The following is a 22,438-nucleotide window of genomic DNA, read 5'->3' on the forward strand; positions in this document are numbered from 1 at the left end:
CGGCCCCCCGGCCCCCGCCCGGCCGCCCGGGCCCCCGCCCGCTGGCCGGCCGCCGCGCCCCCGCGCCCCCCCCCCCCCCCGGGGCCGGCGGCCCCCCCCCCCCCCCCCCCCCCCGGGTCGACCTCACCGTCGCCGGTGTGACGAGCATCGCCTGGTACGTCGAAGACGTCACCGACGCCATCGCCCGCTCCGACGCCCTGCTCGCCGAGCGTGGCCGGGCCCGCTTCCTCGCAACGGCCAGTCAACAGTTGGGCAACCCGCTGCACGAGGACCGGGCGGCCCGCGCGGCGGTCCGGCTCGCCGTACCCACACTGGGTGACACCGCCGTCCTGGTGCTCGCGCCGCGGCGGGGGCGGGCCCGCTGGTGGCGGGCCACCGGCAGCGAGCCGGCCACGGTCGACGGCGGCGTCCTGACCGGCGACGAGTTGCCGCCCGCGGTCGAGCAGGCCCTGGCCGGCAACGAGCCGTCCGAGGCCGACTGGCTCGCCGACCAACTCGCCGAGGTCGGCTGGCTCGGCGAGCGCGCTCCCGGCTCGGTGTCGGTCCGGGTGGTGTCGCTGCCCGGCAGCGCCGCGGCGACCGGTGCGCTGGTGGTCGTCCGCGACAACCAACGCGAACCAGACCCCGACGAGCACGACATGCAGATGCTGCGCGGGTTCGCGGCCCGGGCCGGCGCCGCGCTGGATGCCGCCGTCCTCTACCGCGACCAGGCCGACGTGGCCGAGACGCTGCAGGCGAGCCTGGCACCGACCGAGCCGCCGGCCGTGGGCGGCGTGCAATGGGGCGCCGCCTACCGGCCCGCGCCGAGTTCGCTGCGGATCGGCGGCGACTTCTACGGCGCACACGAGATGCCCGACGGCGGCGCGCTGTTCTACCTCGGCGACGTCTCCGGCAAGGGCGTCGACGCCGCCGTGTTCACCGGCCAGATCCGGCAGGGCATCCAGGCGCTGCGCCGCATCGAGTCCGACCCGGCGCGGCTGCTCGTCCTGCTCAACGACGCCGTGCTGGAGACCAGCCGGGCACATGGCCAGGGCCGGTTCGCGACGATGGTGCTCGGCCGGGCGCAGCCGGCACACGGCAGCGGCCTGTCGCTCACCCTGGCCAGCGGCGGGCACCTGCCACCGATCGTGGTCCGGGCCGACGGCACGGTGGAGACCGTCGACCTGCGCGGCATGCTGATCGGGGTGGTCCCCGACCCGCGGATCGCCGCGGTCGCCGTGCAACTCGCGCCGGGGGAGACCTGCCTGCTGTTCAGCGACGGGGTGACCGAGGCGCGCGGCGGCGTGCGGGGCGAGCAGTTCGGCGCCGCCCGCCTCGTCGACGCGCTCGAAGGCTGCCAGCGGATGCCGGCGCCGGCCCTCGCCGAGCGGGTCGAGCAGGTGATCGGCGACTGGCTCGGCGGCCGCAACCACGACGACATCGCGGTCCTGGCGGTGCGCGCGGTCGGGTTGACCCCCCGCCACCTGCACGCGGTGCGGTCATGACGGCAGTGCTCGCGCAGACCGTCGACAGCGCCTACCCGGCCTACCTGCGCTGCCTCGACGAGGCCGACGAGAACGGCGCGATCGAACTGGCGCTGGCCCTGCTGGACGGCGGCGTACCGGCCGACACGGTGTTGCTGTCCCTGGTCGCGCCCGCCCAGGCGCAGGTCGGCCAGTGGTGGCAGCGCAACGAGTGGAGCGTCGCGCAGGAACACGCCGCGACGCACATCAGCGAGCGGGTGGTGGCCGCGGTCGGCGCGACCGTGCGACCCCGGCCGACCCGCGAGCGCGTCGTGGTCGCCTGCCTCGACGGCGAGTGGCACGCGCTGCCGCCGCGGCTGGTCGCCGAGGTGCTCCGGCTCGACGGCTGGGACGTGACCTTCCTCGGCGCCAGCGTGCCGTCCGCGCACCTGGTGTCCTACCTGCACCGGCACGACCCGCGGGCGGTGCTGCTGGCCTGCGCCCTGCCGATGCGGCTGCCGCACGCGTTCCGAGCGATCGAGGCGTGCCGGCGCACCGACGTGCCGGTGCTGGTCGGCGGCCGGGGGTTCGGCTCCGACGGGCGCTGGGCACACCGGCTCGGCGTCGCGTTCGCGGCCGATGCCCGGGCCGCGTCGTCGGCGCTGGCCTCGCCGGTGTCTTCGCTCGCGCCTTCACTGGTCGACGACAGCGAGTATCCTGCCCTGCTCGCCGCCCGGGTCGAGCTCATCGACCTCGTGCTCGACCGGCTCGACCTCACCCGCTATTCGCCGGCGCAGATCGACGCGACGACCGCCGACCTCGGCTACATCGTCGACTCGCTGGCCGCAGCCGTCTACGTCGACGACGCGTCGCTGTTCGCCGAGTTCGTCGGCTGGCTGCGCGAGGTGCTGGCGAGCCGGGGCGTGCCGCTGCACACGGTCACGCTGACCTTCGACGTGATGGCCGAGCGGCTTCGGGACTTTCCCCGGGCGTACGCCATCCTGCGCGCTGAATCTGGGTATAGCCCGACGGCGTGACGTCATTCGGACTCGAGTTGCCCTGCGGTGCCGCCTGCGCCGACCCCCGCTTGCTCGCCGAGTTGGCCCGCCGCGCCGAAGACGCCGGTTGGGACGGCGTGTTCCTGGAGGACTACCTGGTCTACAACGCTTCACCGGACTGCCCGACAGCCGATGTGTGGGTCGCGCTGGCGGCGATGGCGGTGGCGACCGGCGCCATCCGCCTCGGGACCACCGTCACCGGCGGCGCGCGGCACCTGCCGTGGGAGTTGGCCCGCCGGGTCACCACGCTCGACCAACTCAGTGGTGGGCGGGTCGTGCTCGGGCTCGGCGTCGGTGATCCCAACGACGACGCGTACCGCCGCTTCGGTGGTGTTTCCGACCCTCGCGCCCGGGCGAGCCTGCTCAACGAGTCGCTGGAGATCCTGGTCGGTTTGTTCGGCGGCAAGCGGTTCAGCTTCGCGGGTGAGCATTTCCGGGTCGACGACGTGCTCTGGCAGCCCGCGCCCGTTTCCGTGCCGATCTGGATCGGGGGTGGGTGGCCCGGTCGGGCGGCGGTCACCCGGGCGGCCCGGCACGACGGGTTCCTGCCCTATCGGCGGTCGTCCGGCAACCCCTACGTCGACGCCACCGACGAACTCTCTGCCGGGGACGTGGCGGAGATCCTCGATCGGGTGCGCGCCGACCGGGGCTCGGTCGAGGGCTTCGACCTGGTCGTCGGCGGCCGGCGGCGGCGGGCGGACTGGTCGGCGGAGCGGCTGCACGTGGCCGCCGTGGCCTCGGCCGGCGCGACCTGGTGGATGGAGTGGGTGCCGCCCGGCACGCCGGACGAGATGCGGGCGGCCGCGTCGCGGCCGCCGTTACGCCCCTGAACGCGAAAATCCCGGCGCCCCCGCGCCGGGATTTCGCTATTTGTCTTCCTCTTCGGGGAGCCGGTGCTCGAGGACCTCTTCCGCGCTGGCCTCGGGCTCTTCCTCCCGAATGTCCGATTCCAGCAGGATCGCTTCCGCCTGTTCCTGGAAGTCGTCGCTGCCCACCGCTTCCTCTTCCGGAAGCGGATGCTCGGCACGGGACTGGGTGCGGTCGTCGGTCATGCGTCCCGACTACCCCGGTGAGCGGCACCGCTAACCGCTCCGACCAGCTCACGGTTGTCGCCCCGGTCGTCGTTCGCGGTGCTGGCGCTCCAGGCGGTCATGGTCCTGCCGCCCGGTGCGGTGAGGGTCTTGGCCGTGGCGGTGTCGCACGAAGCGGTGTTGGCGGTGGCGGTCTTGGAGGTGGCGGTCTCGGAGGTGGCGGTCTTGGAGGTGGCGGTCTCGGAGGTGGCGGTCTCGGAGGTGGCGGTCTCGGACGTGGTGGCCATTCGCGTGGCGGCCTTGGGCGTGGTGGCCGGGTGTGCGGCGGTGGCCGGCTGGCCGGCGCGGGCGGCGCGGAGGATGCCGATCGAGAGGACCACCAGGATGGCGATCTCGACACCGACCAGGCTGCGCTCGACGAGACCCATCATGACCCGGCCACCGGGGAAGGCGACGTACCAGAGCAGGGCCACGCCCACCGCGCACGTGACGCAGAGCCGCCGGACCGCGGAGACCATCCGGCGGCCCATCCCGGGGAACCGGCTGGCGATCACCGCGGCGGCGATCGGCAGGGCGACGAACGCGGCGACCGACGTGTAGCGGTGGATCAGCGCCGCGGTCGACATCGTCGTCACGTCCGGCGGGTCGGTCGGGATGATCGCGGCCAGGAGCAGCCCCACCGACCACACCGACAGGAGCACGGACGGCAGCCCGCGGATGGCCACGCCCACCGCGCGGAGCCCGGCGAGCAGGGCCGGCGCCGCGAGCGCGAGGGCGACCATGGCGATCTCGATCGTCACGCCCCGGTTCGACAGCGCGTAGTCGCTGATGGTCAGTTTGAGGGGGTCGTACCCCGGCCCCAGTCCGATGTGTCCGATGACCGTCGCCACGACGGCGGTGAGCAGTCCGAGGAGAGAAACGGATGCGAAGGCCCGAGCGGCGGCGGTTTTGTTCATGCCTCAAGGCTTCCGGCCAGGGAGTTTTCCCGATATCGGGAAGCGCCCTGGCCGGCCCCTCGAATCATCTCGGGGGTTTGCACTGGCCTACTTCTCAGGGTTGGGCTAACACCACCTCCGTAAGGGGTGGCTACGCCTCCGGAGCGATGCGGCCAGCAAGAACATCGGCCACGTCGAACCGAACAGGCTGGTCGAGCTGGTCATAACCGCAGGATTCCGGGTCGCGGTCGGGCCGCCACCGAACGAACTGGGCGGTGTGCCGGAACCGGTGCCCCTCCAGATGGTCGTATCTCACCTCGACCACCCGCTCGGGCCGCAACGGCACGAACGACAGGTCTTTCTCAGGGTTCCACCGACTGGCTTCTCGCCGGTTCTGGGCCACGCTCTCGAAGGCAGCCGCCCAGTTCCACGGATGACTGGCGAAGTCGGTAACCAGCGGTTGCAGCTCGGCGAAGAGTTCCTTGCGCCGGGCCATCGGAAACGCGCCGATCACCCCGACGGAGCTGAGGTTGGACCCACCGCTGTATTCCCGGTAGGCCGCGGGGAGCATCGGGTTGCCCGGATCGTCGTAAAGCCCGAGCAGCAACGACCCGATCGCCTCCGGTTCGGTTTTGTGCACCCGGTAGCCGGCGACCACGCAGTCGGCCGTCCGCTCATGCTTGATCTTCGCCATCACCCGCTTGTTGGGCTGGTAGGTCTCGCTCCCGCTCTTGGCGACCAACCCGTCGAGCCCCGCACCTTCGAAGAGGTCGAACCACTGCCGAGCCACCCGCGGGTCGGTAGTGATCGGCGTGAGATGCACCGGCGGCCGCGCGCCCCGAAGCGCCCGCTCGAGCGCTGCCCGCCGCTCGTGAAAGGGCCGCTCGGTGAAGTCGTCGTCTCCCCAGGCAAGAAGATCAAATGCGATGAAGCTAGCCGGCGTACGCTCCGCGAGCAGATTGACCCGACTGGCCGCCGGATGCAGCCGAAGCTGAAGAGCCCCGAAGTCAAGCCCCTGCGTATCGGTGCTGGCAATGACGATCTCCCCGTCGACCACGCACCGCTCGGGCAGACTCTCCCGCACGGCCGCGACGATCTCCGGAAAGTAGCGGGTCATCGGCCGCTCATTGCGGCTCCCGATCTCGACCTCGTCGCCGTCGCGAAACACGATCGACCGAAACCCGTCCCACTTGGGCTCGTAGAAGCGATCATCGGGAATCTCCGCAATCGACTTGGCCAACATCGGCTGCACCGGCGGCATGACAGGCAGTTGCACACCTACATCCTCCCCCGCGCCACCGACACAACGGCCGCGCCGCCCCCCGCCCGCGAACCCGGCGGTGGCACTCCGGTGTTTAGCTGCCCTGGATGCCATGGTCGATGCCGTGCGGTGTGGCGGTAGGGACCGGAAGAACTGCAGGAGCCCTACCTCCGCTGCCTGATCATGATGACGCCAGGCGAGGCTTCTCTCGCCGCGACGTGGCTCGGGCATCTGGCGAGGGTCTACGGCCGGCCCGCCGACCGGACGAAGGCCGTGTGGTTACCGAACTACGCCGCCTCGGGTCAACTGACGCACCGCGGGATCTCCTCGATCCGCAGCGTGCGCGTTGGCGCGGACCCCGCGGGCTCTCGAGCCCGTCGCACCCCCGGCGGCCGGGCCACCGGGGGGCTAGGAACACCGGCCGCTCAGGCGCCGCCGAGAACCGGCGGCCCGGCCGCCGGGGGTAGCTAGGAACGCCGGCGCTCAGGCGCCGCCGAGAACCGGCGGTGGGACATCGTCGGCGTCGCGCCAGACCAGGTCGTCTTCCGTCAGCCAGGTGCTGTGTTCGTCGGTCTCGTCTTCGTCGGTGCCGTTGCCGCGCGCGCCGGCCGCGGCCTGGGAGCGGGCCGCCGACGAGGTCGTGTTGCGGCCCTCGGCGTCGATCGCCGGTCGGCCGCTGCCGTTGCCGCCCTGGCGCCCGGAACCGGCCGTGGCGCTGCCCGACTTCGCGCCCGCGCGGCCCGCGGCCGACTTTCCGTTGGCGTTGGCCGTCGACGAGTTGCCGCCGCCGCGCGGACCCTGCGCCGACTGGCCCGTGCCGGGTGCCGCCTTTACCGGGCTGGTGCCCTTGCCCGTCGCCCCGGCGGTCTTGGTGCCGCCGCCGTTGGCGGTGGTGACCGTGCGGGTGGTGCCGTTGGTGGCGCCCGCCTTCGGCGTGGTGCCGCTGCCGGTGCCGGTCTGGCCCAGCACGCCGCCCGGTGGCAGGTTGCTCGAGGTCAGGCTGGAGCCGGTCAGGCCGGTGGCGCCCGGCGTGCCGCCGAGCTGGGTCAGTGCGCCGGCCGCGCCTACCGAGATCGCGCCGGCGGCCAGGGCGCCGTCGCCGGTGCCGGCGAGTTGGGAGCCGACCTGGGTGCCGTCGGCGACCGTGCCGTTGCCCGTGGTCGCCGGGCCGCCGGTCAGGCCGGGGTCGGCCGACACGTGGGCCGGGTTGTCGATCGTGCCCGTGCGGGCCGAGCCGCCCGGGCCGGTGCCCGGGTCGACCGACGGCGAACCGACCCGCGGCCCGCTGGACGGAGTGGAGTGCAGGTTGGGGTCGCCCTCGGGCAGGCCGGTCGGCGGCGGCTGGAAGGGACGCCAGTCGCTCGTGTCGGCCATCTCGTAGTTTGACGCCACGCCGGCGACCAGGGCCGCCATCCGCTCGCGGGCCCGTTCCTTCTCTTCTTCGTCCTGGTTGTGGCCGAAGATGCCGCCGATCAGCGCGCCGCCCGCGGCACCGACGGGACCGAGGATCGCGCCCTTTGACGCGCCGTCGATGGCGCCGCTGACCAGCTTGTCGTTGTCGTCGTGTTCCTCGGGCGTCTCGGCCTTGGCCTGTGCGTCGGCCAGGGCCGCGCTCATCTGGCTCAGGCCGCTGTGGGTCGCGAGGAAGTTGCCGGACAGGTCGCGCGAGTAACCCGAGATCTTGCCGACCCGATCGCGGAACTCGGTGCCGGCGGTGCCTTCCCAGCCGGCGACGACGCGGTCGAGGTCGCGGTCGACCGCGCTGGCGAGGGTGTCGGCCTGGCGCTCGGCCGACTTCCAGGCCGCGATCGTGTTTTCGACGTCGCTCGGCTTGCCGGCGAACAACTGGTCGTAGAGCTCGCGGTGGCTCATCCCCGCATAACGGCCCCCGTCAGCCATTGCTCGAACCCCCCAGTGCCTTCGAAACGCCGCCGAGGACGTTGGCGATGTCGGCCGAGTTGGCGGTGTTGCGCTCCTCGGTCGTGCGGTAGTTGCTGATGATCGTGTCGGTCGCCGACTGCGCTGCCCGGATCGCTTCGATCAGCCGGCGCACGCGCGCGGCTTGCTCGTTGTGCCGAGTCTTGTGCTGTTCGGCGATCCGGGTCGCGTCAGCGAACGCGCCGAGTGGTGGCCGCGCCGCGGCCGAGCCGGTCACCGTCTTGAGCAGTGACTCGGCCTCGGTCAGGCGGGCATCGAGCGCTCGACGGAAGTCTTCCAGCGAGAGAATATCGACCTTGGTCTGTTCGTTCCCCATCGACAGATGTCCAGTCTTGTCTGGGTGACCCCGTATGCCGGAGTCACCGGTTGCTTGCTCACTCCACGTCGTCCACTGTCGAGACTAGCGGTAGGGAGCGACACTTTTCGACCCGTCGTTCGCACGGCGGGCACTCAGCTGGCCGGCCGGACGAAGTTCTGCGCCGCGACCGGGTCGAGCAGCGGCCCGTTGGGCACCAGCGCGAGCAGCGACGATGGCACCGGCAACGGGTCGACGCCGCTGTAGCCAAGGGCGTCGGCAGTCTTGGCCGTGCCCTCGTTTCGCAACGGAAACTTGTAGCCCTGGTCGGTGATCAGGTAGGTCGTCGTGTCGGCCTGCACACCCGGCGCCGGCTCGACCCGCACCAACGCGCCCTTGCCGCTCGGCACGATCACGCGGTCGGCCGTACCCACGCCGTCTGGTCCGGCGCCACCCGCGGGGGCGCCGCCGGCCGGAAGAGCGGCCGGCGCCGCGGGATAGCGGTGCACCTGTGCCGTCACGCCGCCTTCTTCGCTGCCGTTGTGTACCGCGCACAGCATCGCTCCGGCGGCCTGCGTCGCCGGGATCGCCGGCAGGTCGCGCGGAAAACCCTTCGGCTCGATCGTCACACCGAGCTGCAGCGCGTCGGCCGCGTCGGCAGCGGAAATCTCGATCTCGGTCGGGTCGTCGGCGAGCAACAGCTTGGCCGATACCGACCCGATGGCGACCAGACCGTCGTTCGTCAGCACGTACCGCTGCTGTCCGTTTCGATAGACCTGGCCGTTCTTGCCACTTTCGCCGCCGACCTTCCGCTCACTGGTCTGCCCCTTGCGCGGTATCGGCGGCTGCGCCAGCGGCGGCCCGCTGGTAATGCCGTTGAGCAGCGCCTTCCCGACCGTCACCGGCGTGATCGCGGCCAGCTCGAGAGCGGTCAACGCGGTCTCGTCGTTGATCTGGTAGCGGTGGTCGCCGAAGACCACATAGGTCGCACCCGGGCCGCTCGCGTCCTGTCGAGTGGTGACCAGCAGGGCCGCATCGTTGCCCAGCGGCGAACCACCGGCCGGCTCCTGGCCGACGAACACCATCGTCGTGGTCGCGCCGGCAGCGTCGTTGGCCGGCGGCAGGCTGCAGACGCTCCACGGCAGGCGAAGCAGGGAGGCGCGGTCGGGCGGCGGGTCGGGCGCACCCGGGATGCCGATCGGCTCGCCCACCGCATAGGCCGCCAGCGAGTCGCGCGACATCTGCCGGCTCGCGGGTGCACCGCCGCCGGCGAACAGCAACGCCGACGTCCAGTTGAGCACCGGGTGCAGCGTGTTGTCGACGAGCACGTATCGGGCACCGGTCTCGCGCATGATGATGAGCTCGCCGCTCTCCGGCTTGCCGCCGCCCGGGTTGACCAAGCCGATGACGCCGACGATCGCGAACACGATCGCGGCCACCATGATGCTGCCGAACAGGGCCAGGCCGAACCGGCGCATGGGCAGATCGTTGGTCTCCGGCTCGCCGGTGAGCAGGCCGGAGATGATCCGCCGGGTGATGAAGCGGTGCGCCTGCACCTGCTCCTGACGGCTGCGCATGACGACCCTCCCCCGGCATCGTGCGGCCGCTTTCCGCGACGCGGCCACCCTACGATAGGTGACTCGTCGTACGCTGTCCCCGCCGTGCCCCTGGGGAGGAGGACGCGCATGCGAACGGCTGTGTGGCGACTGGTTGTCGCCGAGGTCGCGATTGTCGCCATCGCTCTTGCCGCGTTCAGCGGCTCGCCCATCGGGCTCGCCGTGGCCGCCGCCGTGGCCGTCGTGGTCGCGGGGTTCGTCTACGCGCGCCGCGACGGTCGATGGTGGACAGACAACGCCCGGGCCCGCCGGCGCTGGCGCCGTCGCCGCCGCACCGGGTCCGTGCTGCAGAACCATTCCATCAACGGGTACGACGACCGCGGCACCAGCGTCGGCGTCGGCTGTGACGAGGGCGGTTGGTACGCCGCCGTGGCGGTCGCGCCCGCCCTCGGCGTCTCCGGCACCCGGGGCGTGCCGGTCCCGGTGACCCGCCTCGCCGAGTTGCTCGACGACGCCACGCTGCCGCTCAGCGGCCTACAGGTGGTCAGCTGGGCCGCGCCCGCACCACACCACCTGCTGCCCAGCCAGGTGCCCAGCGTCGCGTCCTACCACCAACTCGCCGCCGACCTGCTGCCACCGGGCCCGGCTCCGATCGACCAGCGCGACTGGGTCGCCGTCCGCCTCGACGTCAGCGACGCGGCCGTCGCCGCACACCGGCGCGGTGGCGGTGTCGACGGCGTGCACCGCGCGGTCGCCGCGGCCGTCGGCCGGGTCAGCAAGGCGCTCAACAGCGCCGGCATCGTGACCGAGATCCTCGGTCCACAGCAACTCGCGGCCGCCGTGCGGCTCTGCGCCGGCGTCGAGGCGATGCCGCCCGACGCCGGAGCGCCCGCCGAGGACTGGACCACCTTCTACGCCGGCGGCCTGCACCACCTGGCGTTCGAGGTGCAGGGCCTGCCGCCGCGCGAGGCGCCGCTGTCGTCACTGTTGCGCTCGCCGGCCGCCCAGGTCGTGCTCTCCGTCGAGATGCGCCCCACGATCGCCCGCCGCGACGACGCCCGGTCGGCCGCCCAGCCCAGCGGCGGCCCGGTGCTGGCCCGCACCGTGGTGCGGATGGCCGCGCCGGCCGCGCGCCTGCCCGAGGCGGCACGCACCCTGGCCGGCCGCGCCGGCCAACTCGGGCTCAAGCTGCGCCGGCTCGACGGCCTGCAGGGTCCGGCGGCCTACGCGACCGCACCGACCGGGGGTGGCCCGTGGTGACCCGCACCGGGCAGCCGCTCTCGCCGGCCCTGGCCGGTGCCATCGGCATGAACGCCGAGCACACCGGCCTGCTGCTCGGCCGCGGCGCCGAGGGCGACGCCGTGCTGCTGCGGCTGTTCCGGCCGCAGCCCACCCGCATCGCGCTGATCGGCGGCCTGTGGCTGGCCCGCATCACCGTCTTCCGCGCGCTGGCGCTGGGCGCCCAGGTCTTCGTCCGCACCTCCGACGAGCGGCGCTGGCACGGCCTCGGCGAGGTGGCGGTCGGCAATCCCGAACGCGTACGCGTGGTCAGTGGTGGCCGCCCCAACATCGTCGCCCGGGTCGGTGAGCCGGTGCTGCACGTCCACGACGTCGAGGGGCAGCGGGTCTTCGACCTGCAGCCCGGCGACGCCTGGCAGACCACGTTGAGCATCTCCGCGCAACTGACCGACACCGCGGCCGACGCGCTCGCGGTGGCCGACGCGGCGTTGGTCCAGCGGATGTGGGCGCAGCAGGCGGTGTACGTGGCCGCCCGCCTCGGCGTCGACCCAGAGGCGGCGTCCGAAGTGGAGAATCTTCCCGACGACACGGTCGCGCTGCTCAGCGACGGCCAGGTCCGGCTGGCCTGGGTCTCGCCGACCGACATCGAGCAGCAGATGTTCGGCGCGCCTGGCCGGCTTTAGGCCGTGTCCTGCCTATCAGGACACGGCCCAGCTAGCCCTCGCGGATCGCGCGGATCCAGCCGTAGAGGCCGCTCACCCACACGACCAGCGGCAGGATGCCGAGGATCAGCAGGATCTCCAGGATGTCGACGGTGCGGCCGAGCATCGGCGAGCGGCGGCGGCCCGCACCGAGCCCGGCGCCGACGCTGATCGCGGCCACCACCAGCAGGCCGGCCACGACCAGGGTGAGCCGGCCGAGCATGCTCGTGGTCACGAACCCGCCGACAGCCAGCGCCGCGAGCGCGATCACGCCGGCACCCAGCAGCGGCAACCGTTGCGCGGTCGAGATGAACCAGCGGGCCCGCATGAACAGGAAGAGGCCGAGCACGGCGCACAGGGCGTAGCCGGCGGCGCCACCGGTGCTGATCAGCGCGATCGACGAACCCGCCGCGATCAGGCCGACCGCACCCAGCATCCCGGCGAGCAGGTCGTCGGCGCGCTCGGCGAGGCGCAGCACGCGCGCGCCGTCGACGGTCTCGGTGTCGGTGCGCAGGTCTTCGGTGCCGGACGGGACGGTCGGCACCGGCAGCCCGGCCATCCGGTAGGACATCATCGGCATCGCCGGCACCAGCACCAGCGCGAGCGCGAGCACGATCGACGCCGCTCCGGCCGGTGTGCTGCCGAAGACCATGCAGATGGCGGCCCCGACGCCCAGCGCGAGCGCGCCGGCGCTGGCGGCGAGGAAGACCTGGCCGTAGGCCGCGACCGCGACGCTGCCGGCGACCGCGGCCACGAACAGCAGGGCGGCGGCGCCGACCAGCAGGTCTGGTGCGGCGAGTCGACCGAGACCGCGGTCGGGCGCGAAGAGGGTCAGTCCGCCGACGGCGGCGTACACCATGGAAACGATCGCGAGCAGCAACCCATCGCGGTGGTCGCCGAAGCCGCGGGCGGCGACCGCGGCCACCGCCAGCAGAACCAGAGCGAGCACCAGACTGATGTACGGCGCCGCGCCGCGCGGCGGGCCAGTCAGCGCGAGGGCGACGGCGCCGCCGATCAGCGCGGTCACGCCGAGCCCGAGGCCGAAGACCTTGCTGGTCGCCGTCGTCCAGCGGCCGGGGCGCATCCGGGTCGCGGTGGCGATCGCGTCGACCACGTCGTCGAACACCGGCTCGGGCTCTTCGCCGCCGCGTGGCCGCAGGTAGAGCAACTCGCCGTCACGGATCTCGAGCTGGGCGGGCGACTGTGCGATGTCGAGCGCCGGGCCGGCCAGGCGTGCCAGCGACCAGCCGTAGCGGCCGTCGGGCTCGTCGGCGAGCCGGTCACCGGCGAACCGCAGCAACGTCGGCAACACGTCGGCGAGCGGCACGTCGGACGGTAGGGCAAGGTCGACCCGGGTCTTGGGCGCGACGATTGTCACGCGGCTCGATCCCGCTGTCATCGTGCCCGCCACGATGTCCTCCTCATCCCACAGGTCGCACCCGGGCGTATCGCGGGCGCCACCGCTTCCGGCAGAGTACATACGATGGCCACGGTCCGGTGTCCACCCGGTCCGTGCGCGCCGCCCCTGGGGAGGAATGGCGTTGAGTACCGTCCTGTTCCGTCGACCGCCGCGTCGGCCTGGCCCTGCCATGCCGCGTGGTGAGGTGCTGATCGAGTCACCGCCGGAGCTGCCCGAGCAGCTGCCGCGCGGCATCGGTCAGCTGCTCATGGTGCTGCCGATGGTCTGTGGCGTCGGCGCGATGGCATTCCTTTATGCCGGTCGCGGCGGCGGCGCGATCACCTGGATCGCCGGTGGTCTGTTCGGCGTCTCGATGCTCGGCATGGCCGTGGGCACGATGGGCGGTGGCGGCAACAAGAAGGCGGAGCTCGACGCCGAGCGCCGCGATTACATGCGTTATCTGGCCCAGGTACGCAAGCGCGTCCGCCGCGCCGCCGAGCAGCAGCGGGCCGCGGCCATGTGGGTGCACCCGGCGCCCGACGCGCTCTGGTCGCTGGCCGCGTCGCGGCGCATGTGGGAGCGCCGCTCGACCGACGACGACTTCGGCCAGATCCGCATCGCGGTCGGTCCGCAGCAGCTCGCGGTCGACGTCACCCCGCCGGAGACCAAGCCCGTCGAAGACCTCGAGCCGATGTCGGCGATCGCGCTCCGCCGGTTCATGAACACCTTCCGCGCGGTGCCTGACCTGCCGATCGCCCTGTCGTTGCGGGCGTTCGGCCGGGTCTCGCTGCGCGGCGACCGCGAGCGGGTGCTGGCCGTGACCCGCGCGGCCATCGCGCAGCTCGTGACGTTCCACTCACCCGAAGACGTGCGCATCGCGCTGGTCGCCGCGCCCGAACGCGTCGCCGACTGGGACTGGCTCAAGTGGCTGCCGCACGTGCAGGTCGACCGCAAGGTCGACGGCGCCGGCTCGGTCCGGCTCGTCTTCGAGTCGATGATCGAGCTCGAAGCGGCGCTCGATGACGAGCTGAGCAGCCGCGGCCGGTTCAACCCGTCGGCAAAGGCGTTGACCACCGAGACACACCTCGTCGTGATCCTCGACGGCGGTGAGGCGCCGGCCGCCGCACAGCTCACCGGCCCAGGTCTGCTCGGCACCACGGTCTTCGACCTGTCCGGCGTGGTGCCTCGCGATGCCGGCCGCTGGTTGCTGGCGTTGACCGTCAACGGTGACCGGATCGAGGTCAACCAGGGCAACCGGAGCACCTCGCTCGGCCGCGCCGACATGCTCGCGCCGCCCGCCGCCGAGGCGGTCGCGCGGCAGCTCGCGCCCTACCGCCTGTCACACCAGACCACCAACGAAGAACCGCTGTCGCGCAGCCCCGAACTCCCCGAGTTGGTCGGCGTCGGCGACGCTGCAGCGGTGGACCCGCGCCGCAACTGGCGGCCGCGGCCGGTGCGCGAGACGTTGCGCATCCCGCTCGGCCTCGGCCCCGACGGCGCGGTCGTCGAGCTCGACCTCAAGGAGTCGGCGCTCGAGGGCATGGGCCCACACGGTCTGATCATCGGCGCCACCGGTTCCGGCAAGAGCGAGTTGCTCCGCACGATCGTCGCCGCGCTGGCGATCACCCACTCGTCCGAAGAGCTCAACTTCGTGCTCGTCGACTTCAAGGGTGGTGCGACGTTCGCGTCGCTCGACGCGTTGCCGCACACCAGTGCCGTCATCACCAACCTGGCCGACGAGCTCTCGCTGGTCGACCGCATGCAGGACGCCATCGCCGGTGAGCTGCAGCGCCGCCAGGAGCTGTTGCGGTCGGCCGGCAACTACGTCTCGCGACACGAGTACGAGCGGGCCCGCGCCGGCGGCGAAAACCTGCAACCGCTGCCCAGCCTGCTGATCATCTGCGACGAGTTCAGCGAGCTGCTCGCGGCCAAGCCCGAGTTCATCGACCTGTTCCTGCAGATCGGCCGGCTGGGCCGGTCGCTGGGCATCCACCTGCTGCTGGCGTCGCAGCGGCTGGAAGAGGGCCGGCTGCGCGGTCTCGACACGCACCTGTCCTACCGGATCGGCCTGCGCACCTTCTCCGCCGTCGAGAGCCGCATCGTGCTCGGCGTGCCCGACGCCTACGAGCTGCCCAACGCGCCCGGCCACGGCTACCTGAAGATCGACACCTCGACGATGCTGCGTTTCCGCGGCGCCTACGTGTCCGGGCCCTACCGCCAGGCCACCGCCGCGACGCCGGCCGCCAAGGCCCGGGTGCAGGGTCAGGTCGTGCCCTACACGATGGCACGGGTGGCGTTGCCCAAGGTGCCCGACCTGCCGCCCGAGCCGGTCGAGGCCGCGTCCGCCGGCGCCGAGCCGGCCCGCCAGGTCACCATGCTCGACGTGGTCACCGGCCGGCTGCGTGGCCAGGGCCCACCGGCACACCAGGTCTGGCTGCCGCCGCTCGACCTTCCGGCGCCGCTCGACGCGCTGTTGCCCGAGTTGCAGCGCGACCCCGACCGCGGCCTGCAGGCGCCTGGCTGGCCGGGCAGCGGTCGTCTGGCGGTGCCCGTCGGCGTCGTCGACCGGCCGTTCGACCAGCGGCGCGACCCGCTGGTGGTCGACCTGTCCGGCGCGGCCGGCAACACGGTCATCGCGGGTGGTCCGCGGTCCGGCAAGAGCACCCTGCTGCGCACGCTCATCTCCTCGCTGGCGCTGACCCACACGCCGCGCGAGGTGGCATTCATGTGCCTCGACTTCGGCGGCGGCACGCTGCGTGCCCTCGACGGGTTGCCACACATGGCCGGCGTGGCCGGTCGGCGCGACATCGAGGCCGTCCGGCGTTCGGTCGGTGAAGCCACGGCGTTGCTCGACGAGCGCGAGCAGCGGTTCGCCGAGCGGGGCATCGAGTCGATCGCGGCCTACCGCCGGATGCGCGCCACCGGCCGGTTCCCGGAGGATCCGTTCGGCGACCTGTTCCTGGTCGTCGACGGCTGGGGCACGCTGCGCGAAGACTTCGAAGAGCTGGAGACCCGCATCACCCGGCTCGCGTCGCGCGGCCTCGGCTACGGCATCCACGTGATCATCACGGTCAACCGCTGGGCCGAGCTGCGGATGAACATGCGCGACCTGCTCGGCACCCGGCTCGAGTTGCGGCTCGGCGACCCGACCGAGTCCGAGATCGACCGCCGGGCCGCGATCAACGTGCCCAACGGCGTCCCGGGCCGGGGCCTGACCCGCGACAAGTTGCATTATCTGAGTGCCTTGCCCCGAGCTGACGGTATGGGCGACCCCGAGACGCTGGTCGACGGCACGGCCGGCATGGTCGCCGCGATAGCCGAGTCGTGGCCGCACGCGCCCGCGCCCAAGGTCCGCCTGCTGCCGCGCCGCCTGCCGGCCGACGAGCTGACCAAGCTGGCCGGCACCGACGCGCCCGGCATCCCGATGGGCCTCAACGAGTCTCACCTGGCGCCGGTGCGCCTCGACTTCTCCGTCGACCCGCACCTGCTGGTCTTCGGCGACGTCGAGTCCGGCAAGACCAACCTGATGAGACTGATCTCACGCTCGATTGTGGAGCGTTATACGCCACAGGAAGCGCGGGTGGTCATCGTCGACTACCGGCGCGGCCTGCTCGACGCGATCTCCGGCGAGCACCTGCTCGGCTACGCGCCGTCGGCCACCGTGGTCGGGGAAATGGTCGGCTTCCTGCGCGACTCGCTCAAGCAACGGTTGCCCGGGCCCGACATCACGCCTGACCAGCTACGCAATCGCAGTTGGTGGCACGGTCCCGAGCTGTTCCTCATCATCGACGACTACGACTTGGTCGCCACGGTCGGCAACAATCCACTGTCGCCGCTCGTCGAGTTGTTGCCGCAAGCCAGCGACATCGGCCTGCACATGATCCTGACCCGGCGCGTCGGCGGTGCGTCGCGCGCCCTTTACGAGCAGGTCATCCAGCGGATGCGCGAGCTTGATACACCGGTGTTTCTGATGTCCGGCAAGCCGGAAGAGGGTGCCCTGGTGGGCAGTCTCAAGCCCAGTCCACAGCCGGCCGGGCGGGGCACTCTCGTCCGCAGGCAAGATGGGCAGCAATTGGTCCAGACGGCCTGGATAGAGCCGTGACGATCCGGGGCTGCGCCAACGTGCCCCTGTCCGTTACGGTGAGTCCGGACGTGTCGCACGAATCGAGCGAGGGGTGAGTGTTATGGGTCAGCCGTTCCTGGTTGATGCCGCGACGCTCCACAAAGCTGCGGGGGATGTGCGGTCGACGAGGTCTGATGTCGACGGTGATCTCAAGCGGCTTGGGGGCGTGTTGGACGATCTGGCTGTCGCATGGCAGGGCCAGGCTTCCGCGGGGTTCCAAACTCTGATGCAGCGGTGGACGGGTGATGTCACCAAGCTGCTGACCGCGTTGGACAACATCGCGGATCTGCTCGACCAAGGTGGCACCACGCACCAGGTCAACGACGAGCAGCAGAACGAGATGATCAACAAGTTCAACTCGGCCCTGAACCCGTAGTGATCTGACCGAAGGATACGTAGATCATGTCGCAGCCGATCCAAGTCAGCTATGCCGCGCTGGAAAACGCGCAGTCCCAGATGCAGGCCATCTCCAAGGGCATCGAGGGTCGCCTGGACAGCCTCCGCTCCCAGCTGCAGCAAATGCAGTGGAACGGTTCGGACCGTGAGGCCTACCAGGGCTACCAGGCGCAGTGGGATGCAGCCGTCGCCGACATCAACGCGATCCTGCACGAAATCGGCGCCGCCGTCGGCACTGCCAACCAGAACTACCAGAGCACGGAAGCAAACAACGCCAAGGTCTGGGGCTGACAGCCCCGTCCCGAGCGTCATCCGCTGAGCGCGGCCTGGGCCCATGCCCAGGCCGCGCTGTGGTTCTGCAAGGGCTTTGATCTCAGGTCCGATTCAAGCCTGACGCGGTTATCGCTCACGCGAGCGCCGGGCAACGGTCGTCGCACGACCGGTCCCACCGTGTGCGCAACCGCGGCGGCCGAGGCGGCTGCGCGCGGAGATTTCCGATTCCGAGCCGGTCCCGCCAAGGTGAGCGAGCGCGGCGGCCGGGTGGGTCTGGCCGCTCGTGCGGAGATACCGATTCCGAATCCGTCCGACAGCGTCAGCCAGCGGGGCGACCGTGTCGGGTGCGCGCGGGCCTCGCCAGTCCCCGCGGGATGCAACGACGCGTAGGCCGCGTGACGCTGTGTGCTTGTCACATCGCTAGTGCCGCATCGGCCCGGGCTCTGGACGCGCGTTGACAAGGCACAGTGGACTTTCGCGCTCAGGCTGCTGCTGGTCGAGACGCGGTGTCGGGTGTTCGATGTCGACCGCTTCGCCGAGCAACCGCTCTGGCTTGCCACCAAGCCGTGGCGCTATGACCGGGTGGTATCGAATGATGACCGGGTGGTCGAACGATGGCCGGCTGCGTCGGACGATGACCGGGTGGTCGAACGATGGCTGGGTGCGTCGGACGATGACCGGGTGCGTCCGACGATGACCGGGTGGTCGAACGATGGCTGGGTGCGTCGGACGATGACCGGGTGGTCGAACGATGGCCGGGTGCGTCGAACTATGACCGGGTGGCGTCGAAGGGACTGAGGCGGCAGGGGGGTGGCCAGCCTTGTTTGACTGGTGCGCGGTCGATTCGTGCGGTCAGCGCGTGCGCTGCGCGCGGCTGGGGGTGCGGCGTCAGCGCGGTGGGACCTGGGCCCGCCCGCTGAAGTTGGGGGAGGTGGCACGGCTTCCCACGTGCTGGCTGGCCTGCCGTTGTGCCGCCTGGCGTTGGCCGGATGTCGATCCGACCGCGGCGCCGGCTCGGGCCGGTGCGCCGCCGCGACCACGGACCTTGGGCGCGGTGACCTGTGCGGTCGACGGTTGGCCGCCGCTGCGGGCCTTGGCCGGCCGGCCGCCCGGCACGACAACGGGTGCGTCGGCCGACCGGCCGCGCCGGCGGGTGCGCCGCAGAACCGCGGCGACGAGGGCGATCACCAGGGCCAGACCGGCGAGCGTGGTGGCGGTCCAGGTCGCGATGACGCGGGTGTCGCCCATCGGGTCCTTCGGCAGCGTGACCGGGGCCAGCGCCTGCGGGGCGGGGGACGGCTTGGTGGCGCCGGCGATGGCGGTCAGCGCGCGGTAGGGGTTGATGACCCCGTAGCCCACCTGGTCGTTGCGGCCTTCCGGCGGGTGGTCGGCGGTGCTGGTGATGCGATCGAGGACCTGGGCCGGTGAGAGCTTCGGTTCCGCAGAGCGGATCAGCGCCGCGAGCCCCGAGACGTAGGCCGCGGCAAAGCTCGTGCCCCCGTCCTTGAAGCGGGCGTATCCGTCGCTGCCCGGCATCGGCCCGTCGACCTCGGCGCCCGGCCCCGCCACGTCAACGTAGGCACCCGATGTCGACGTGTCGACGTGGTGGCCGTCCTTGTCGATGCCGGCGACGGCGATCACGCCGTCGTAGGCAGCGGGGTAGGCGCTCTGCTGGGTGCCGTTGCTGCCCCCGTCGTTGCCGGCCGCGGCCACGACCACGATGTCGTGGTCGAGCGCGTTGTTGATGGCTCGCTCCAGGGCGGGCGTGGGGTCGGTCGTCAGCGACAGGTTGATGACGTCGACCTTGCTCTCGACAGCCCAGTTGATTGCCGAGACGATGTGCTCGCCGGCGGTGGTGCCCTGCTCGCGTCCGGCTTTCTCCAACACCCGGATGGGCAGGATGCGCGCCTTCGGCGCGATCCCGGTGAATACCGAGCCTTCGGGTTTCTGCCCGGCGATCACACCGGCGACCAAGGTGCCGTGCGCGGCCTCGTCACACTGGCCGCGGGTGGACGGCACCAGGAAATCCCGGCCCTGCAGCACCTTGCCCTTCAACGCGGGGTGATTGGGCGACACGCCCGAGTCGATGACCGCGACCGTGATCCCCGCACCTTCGCTGATCGGCCAGGCCAGATCGGGCCGCAGTTGGCGCAGCGGCCACGGCGTCTCCGTCATCGGACTGCCGTCGGGGGGAGGATTGCACGCTGGCGCCCGCGATGCCGCAACCGCGACATGACCAGGAGCGGCCGCCGCTCCCTGTGCGCCCAACCCAACCGCGACCACCGAACCCACCACCGCGACCACCGCGAACCTGGCCGCGAGGCGCGCCGGGCCCGGCGCTACGGCAAGGCCGCCGTCGCGCCGCTGCAGACGATCGGGCCGCGGGGCAACCTCCGCCGCGGGCGATACCCGGTGCGCAGGCTGGGAGGTGGCGCCTGCCGCGAAGCGGGCTGGGCGCGCGAGATCCGAGCTTGGGCCTGCCATAGGCCGTGGCCGCCGCGTGGGCTGCCAGGTAACGGCCGCCGCGGAGCGGACCACGGCGGGTTGTTCTTTGTGCGGATTGCCGTTCGTGATCCGCGGCGTGCCCGGCGCCGCCGTGGCGGGCCGGGCACTCGGGGCTTGCTGTTGGTGCGGCATGACTCGTTCGGTCAGTTCCCGAGGACCGGGGGCGGGGGGACGTCGGTGCCCTCGTTCCACACGTTGTCGTCCTCGTAGAGCCAGCTGTCGTATTCGTCTTCGTCGCCGTAGGCGTTGCCGCCCGCGCCTGTGCCGCCGGCGAAGCCCGCGCCTCGGCCCGCGGCACCGCGGCCGGCCGCGCCGCCCTTGCCGGCGCCCGCTCCGCCGCCCATGCCGGCCATGCCGCCGCCCGCGCCGCGGGCACCGCCGAGGCCGGATCCGCGGCCGCCCGCGCCCTTGCCCGCGCCCGCCCCGGCGCCACCGATGCCAGCCATGCCGGCGCCGGCGCCGCGTGCCGAACCGGATCCGCGGCCGCCCGCGCCGCCGCCGATGCCGCCCATGCCCGCCATGCCGCCGCTGCCCAACTTGCCGCCGCCGGCGCCGCGGCCGGCCAGGCCGCCGCCCATGCCGGCAGGGCCGGGACTGATCGGCTTGCCCAGCGAGCCGCCGCCCGGGATGCGGCCCAGGCCGCCGGCACCGCCGAGGCCGGCGCCGCCGCTGCCCAGGCCCGCTCCGCCACCCACACCGCCGAGGCCGCCACCACTCAGGCCGCCGCCCAGGCCGGACGGGGTGCCGGTGGTCAGGCCGCCGCCGGCGCCGGCGAGGCCGGAACCTGGCTGGTAGCCGTCAAGGTCGGGGCTGGTGGGCTTGTCGATGGGTGAGCCGTCGAGGAGGCCGGGCATCTTGCCGACGCCGCTGCCACCGCCGCCGAGGTCGGGCATGCCACCGCCACCGCCTTGTGGGGCACCACCCAGGTCGGGGATGCCGCCGGGGCCGCCACCACCCGGGCCGCCACCGCCGAGGTCAGGAGTGGTGACCTTGGGGACGGTCACGTTGGACGTGCCGCCCGGGTTCGGAGCGCGGTCAGCGGCGCCCTCGTGCTGCGTGTTGACCGCGTCGTAGGCCTCGCGGGCGTCGCCCTCGACGTCGCTCAGCAGCGAGCGGAACTGGTCGGTCAACCAGCCGGCCACCTGCATGGGCGCGGAGTTGAAGAAGCCCGACTTGAGCTCCATCTCGAGCACGCCCGGACCGATGAACACGCTGGCGTCGCGTGCGGCCATGACGTCGCCGATCATCGTTGCCGGGATCGGCATCGCCGCTTGAGCCTTCTGGAGGTCTTGGGCCGCCGTCCGGAGCGTGTCGACGATGCCGGCGCCGCCTTCGGGTGCAGCGCTGTCGGCGACGGTGGTCAGGCCCTTGCTCACACCCTTGATCTTTTCGGTGAAGGCGTCGGCCGCCTTGCCCGTCCAGAACGCCTCGATCCCCTTGAGATCGCGCTCGATCGCGGTGGAGACGTCGCGGACGTTGCCGATCAGCTCCTGCCAACCGAGAGCGGCGTCCTCCACATCGGCGGGACGGCCGGCGACGACGACCTGGTTGACCATGGTCGTCCAGTCGAGAGCCACCATCTGCTCTTACCTCCCCCTTGGCAGGTGCCTAGATCTGGTGTTGCTTCGCTGCCGCGTCGTTGAAGATCGAGGTCCACTGCTGCGCGGTGAGCGCGTTGCGATCTTCGGCGGCAGCGTAGTTCTCTTTGATCTTGCCGAGCGCGTCAGCGGTGTCGCGCAGCTCCTCAATGGTGTTCTTGAGGTTGGTGCGGAACGACTCGTAGAGGAGATTGTGCTTCTGCTGAATCTGCAGAGCGCCCTCGAACGCACCCAACGTCGACGACCCCGTCCCGGAGCTCGCCGGCCCGTCGATCTTCTCCTTGATGCCCGGCATCGCGTAGTAGAGGCGGCTGAGGTAGTCGGCCTGGTCGCGCAGGTATTTCTGGGTCGACTCGAGCGACTCGAGGTCGACACCGGTCTTGGCGCCCGGAGCGTCTTCGGTCAGGCCGGCCGGTGCGACATCGGGCCGTGAGGTGCCGACGTTGTCTTGGTCCATCCGCATATCGGGATAGAACGGGACGTCGGCCTTAGAGCTGATCCGGTCACCGTTGTTGTCGACCGTGATGACCGTGCCGTCTTTGAGCTGAAGCTGGACCGTGTTCTGGTCGATCCGCTTCCAGTTTTCGACCTGTGCGTCGAGCTCCGAGTTGCCGGACTCGAACTTGTCCCCCATTTGTTACTCCCCAGGTCTCGGCGGCCGTCAATGGTGCCGAACGTCAATGCGCAC

General features: G+C 71.9%; 19 protein-coding genes. 9 read left to right on the plus strand and 10 right to left on the minus strand.

Going from position 1 to position 22,438, the window contains the following annotated elements:
* Positions 1-137: 137 nt before the first annotated feature.
* From AB0J74_RS38205 to AB0J74_RS38215, 3 genes are read left to right on the plus strand one after another with little or no spacing between them, the layout of a single operon-like run.
* Positions 138-1,484 carry a PP2C family protein-serine/threonine phosphatase gene (locus AB0J74_RS38205; protein WP_363457985.1) on the plus strand — a complete coding sequence of 449 codons (1,347 nt, stop codon included), beginning with the start codon at positions 138-140 and terminating at the stop codon, positions 1,482-1,484.
* Positions 1,481-2,479 carry a cobalamin B12-binding domain-containing protein gene (locus AB0J74_RS38210; RefSeq protein ID WP_363457988.1) on the plus strand — a complete coding sequence of 333 codons (999 nt, stop codon included), beginning with the start codon at positions 1,481-1,483 and terminating at the stop codon, positions 2,477-2,479. Before AB0J74_RS38205 ends, AB0J74_RS38210 begins: the two co-directional genes overlap by 4 nt.
* Positions 2,476-3,330, plus strand: a complete 855-nt coding sequence (locus AB0J74_RS38215; protein WP_363457990.1) for an LLM class flavin-dependent oxidoreductase — start codon at positions 2,476-2,478, stop codon at positions 3,328-3,330. Before AB0J74_RS38210 ends, AB0J74_RS38215 begins: the two co-directional genes overlap by 4 nt.
* A 36-nt stretch (positions 3,331-3,366) precedes the next feature.
* Here AB0J74_RS38215 and AB0J74_RS38220 read toward each other — a convergent pair whose 3' ends face one another.
* The 6 genes from AB0J74_RS38220 to eccB form a co-directional block, all read right to left on the minus strand.
* Positions 3,367-3,552, minus strand: a complete 186-nt coding sequence (locus tag AB0J74_RS38220) for a hypothetical protein (protein WP_363457993.1) — start codon at positions 3,550-3,552, stop codon at positions 3,367-3,369.
* Complete coding sequence (locus AB0J74_RS38225; RefSeq protein ID WP_363457995.1) at positions 3,549-4,487, minus strand: DUF998 domain-containing protein; 939 nt, start codon at positions 4,485-4,487, stop codon at positions 3,549-3,551. Before AB0J74_RS38225 ends, AB0J74_RS38220 begins: the two co-directional genes overlap by 4 nt.
* Before the next feature lie 130 nt (positions 4,488-4,617).
* Positions 4,618-5,742: an ATP-dependent DNA ligase gene (locus AB0J74_RS38230; protein ID WP_363457998.1), complete on the minus strand. Its 1,125-nt coding sequence runs from the start codon at positions 5,740-5,742 to the stop codon at positions 4,618-4,620.
* Between the two features lie 468 nt (positions 5,743-6,210).
* Positions 6,211-7,626: a hypothetical protein gene (locus tag AB0J74_RS38235; protein ID WP_363458000.1), complete on the minus strand. Its 1,416-nt coding sequence runs from the start codon at positions 7,624-7,626 to the stop codon at positions 6,211-6,213.
* Entirely contained in the window at positions 7,619-7,981 is a 363-nt protein-coding gene (locus AB0J74_RS38240) for a hypothetical protein (protein ID WP_363458002.1), read from the minus strand. Before AB0J74_RS38240 ends, AB0J74_RS38235 begins: the two co-directional genes overlap by 8 nt.
* A gap of 134 nt (positions 7,982-8,115) precedes the next feature.
* Positions 8,116-9,537, minus strand: coding sequence for a type VII secretion protein EccB (eccB, locus tag AB0J74_RS38245; protein WP_363458005.1), 1,422 nt, complete (start codon positions 9,535-9,537; stop codon positions 8,116-8,118).
* A 108-nt stretch (positions 9,538-9,645) separates the two neighbouring features.
* Between eccB and eccE the strand changes: the two genes are divergently transcribed.
* Positions 9,646-10,776 (plus strand): type VII secretion protein EccE, encoded by a 1,131-nt coding sequence (gene eccE, locus AB0J74_RS38250; RefSeq protein WP_363458007.1) that lies wholly within the window; start codon positions 9,646-9,648, stop codon positions 10,774-10,776.
* Positions 10,773-11,438, plus strand: a complete 666-nt coding sequence (locus tag AB0J74_RS38255) for a hypothetical protein (protein WP_363458010.1) — start codon at positions 10,773-10,775, stop codon at positions 11,436-11,438. Before eccE ends, AB0J74_RS38255 begins: the two co-directional genes overlap by 4 nt.
* 31 nt (positions 11,439-11,469) lie before the next feature.
* On the opposite strand, the gene eccD is transcribed toward AB0J74_RS38255, so the two are convergent.
* The gene (gene eccD, locus AB0J74_RS38260; RefSeq protein WP_363458013.1) at positions 11,470-12,834 is read right to left on the minus strand and encodes a type VII secretion integral membrane protein EccD; all 1,365 of its coding nucleotides are present in this window, start codon (positions 12,832-12,834) and stop codon (positions 11,470-11,472) included.
* Between the two features lie 163 nt (positions 12,835-12,997).
* Here eccD and eccCa point away from each other — a divergent pair, with 163 nt between their 5' ends.
* The 4 genes from eccCa to AB0J74_RS38280 all read left to right on the plus strand — a co-directional run bounded on the left by eccCa (position 12,998) and on the right by AB0J74_RS38280 (position 18,445).
* Positions 12,998-16,957, plus strand: a complete 3,960-nt coding sequence (eccCa, locus tag AB0J74_RS38265) for a type VII secretion protein EccCa (RefSeq protein ID WP_363458016.1) — start codon at positions 12,998-13,000, stop codon at positions 16,955-16,957.
* 82 nt (positions 16,958-17,039) lie between these two features.
* A complete protein-coding gene (locus tag AB0J74_RS38270) occupies positions 17,040-17,354 on the plus strand; it encodes a WXG100 family type VII secretion target (protein WP_116067699.1) in 315 nt (104 codons plus the stop codon).
* A 26-nt stretch (positions 17,355-17,380) separates the two neighbouring features.
* A complete protein-coding gene (locus AB0J74_RS38275) occupies positions 17,381-17,665 on the plus strand; it encodes a WXG100 family type VII secretion target (protein WP_363458018.1) in 285 nt (94 codons plus the stop codon).
* A gap of 495 nt (positions 17,666-18,160) precedes the next feature.
* Positions 18,161-18,445, plus strand: a complete 285-nt coding sequence (locus tag AB0J74_RS38280) for a hypothetical protein (RefSeq protein ID WP_363458021.1) — start codon at positions 18,161-18,163, stop codon at positions 18,443-18,445.
* A 90-nt stretch (positions 18,446-18,535) separates the two neighbouring features.
* On the opposite strand, the gene mycP is transcribed toward AB0J74_RS38280, so the two are convergent.
* The 3 genes from mycP to AB0J74_RS38295 form a co-directional block, all read right to left on the minus strand.
* Positions 18,536-19,822, minus strand: coding sequence for a type VII secretion-associated serine protease mycosin (mycP, locus tag AB0J74_RS38285; protein WP_363458023.1), 1,287 nt, complete (start codon positions 19,820-19,822; stop codon positions 18,536-18,538).
* A gap of 473 nt (positions 19,823-20,295) precedes the next feature.
* Positions 20,296-21,732, minus strand: coding sequence for a WXG100 family type VII secretion target (locus AB0J74_RS38290; protein WP_363458026.1), 1,437 nt, complete (start codon positions 21,730-21,732; stop codon positions 20,296-20,298).
* A gap of 28 nt (positions 21,733-21,760) precedes the next feature.
* Entirely contained in the window at positions 21,761-22,384 is a 624-nt protein-coding gene (locus AB0J74_RS38295) for a hypothetical protein (protein ID WP_363458029.1), read from the minus strand.
* Positions 22,385-22,438 lie beyond the last annotated feature (54 nt).

The sequence above is a fragment of the Asanoa sp. NPDC049573 genome, from assembly GCF_040676615.1.
In the GTDB taxonomy this organism is placed as follows: domain Bacteria; phylum Actinomycetota; class Actinomycetes; order Mycobacteriales; family Micromonosporaceae; genus Asanoa.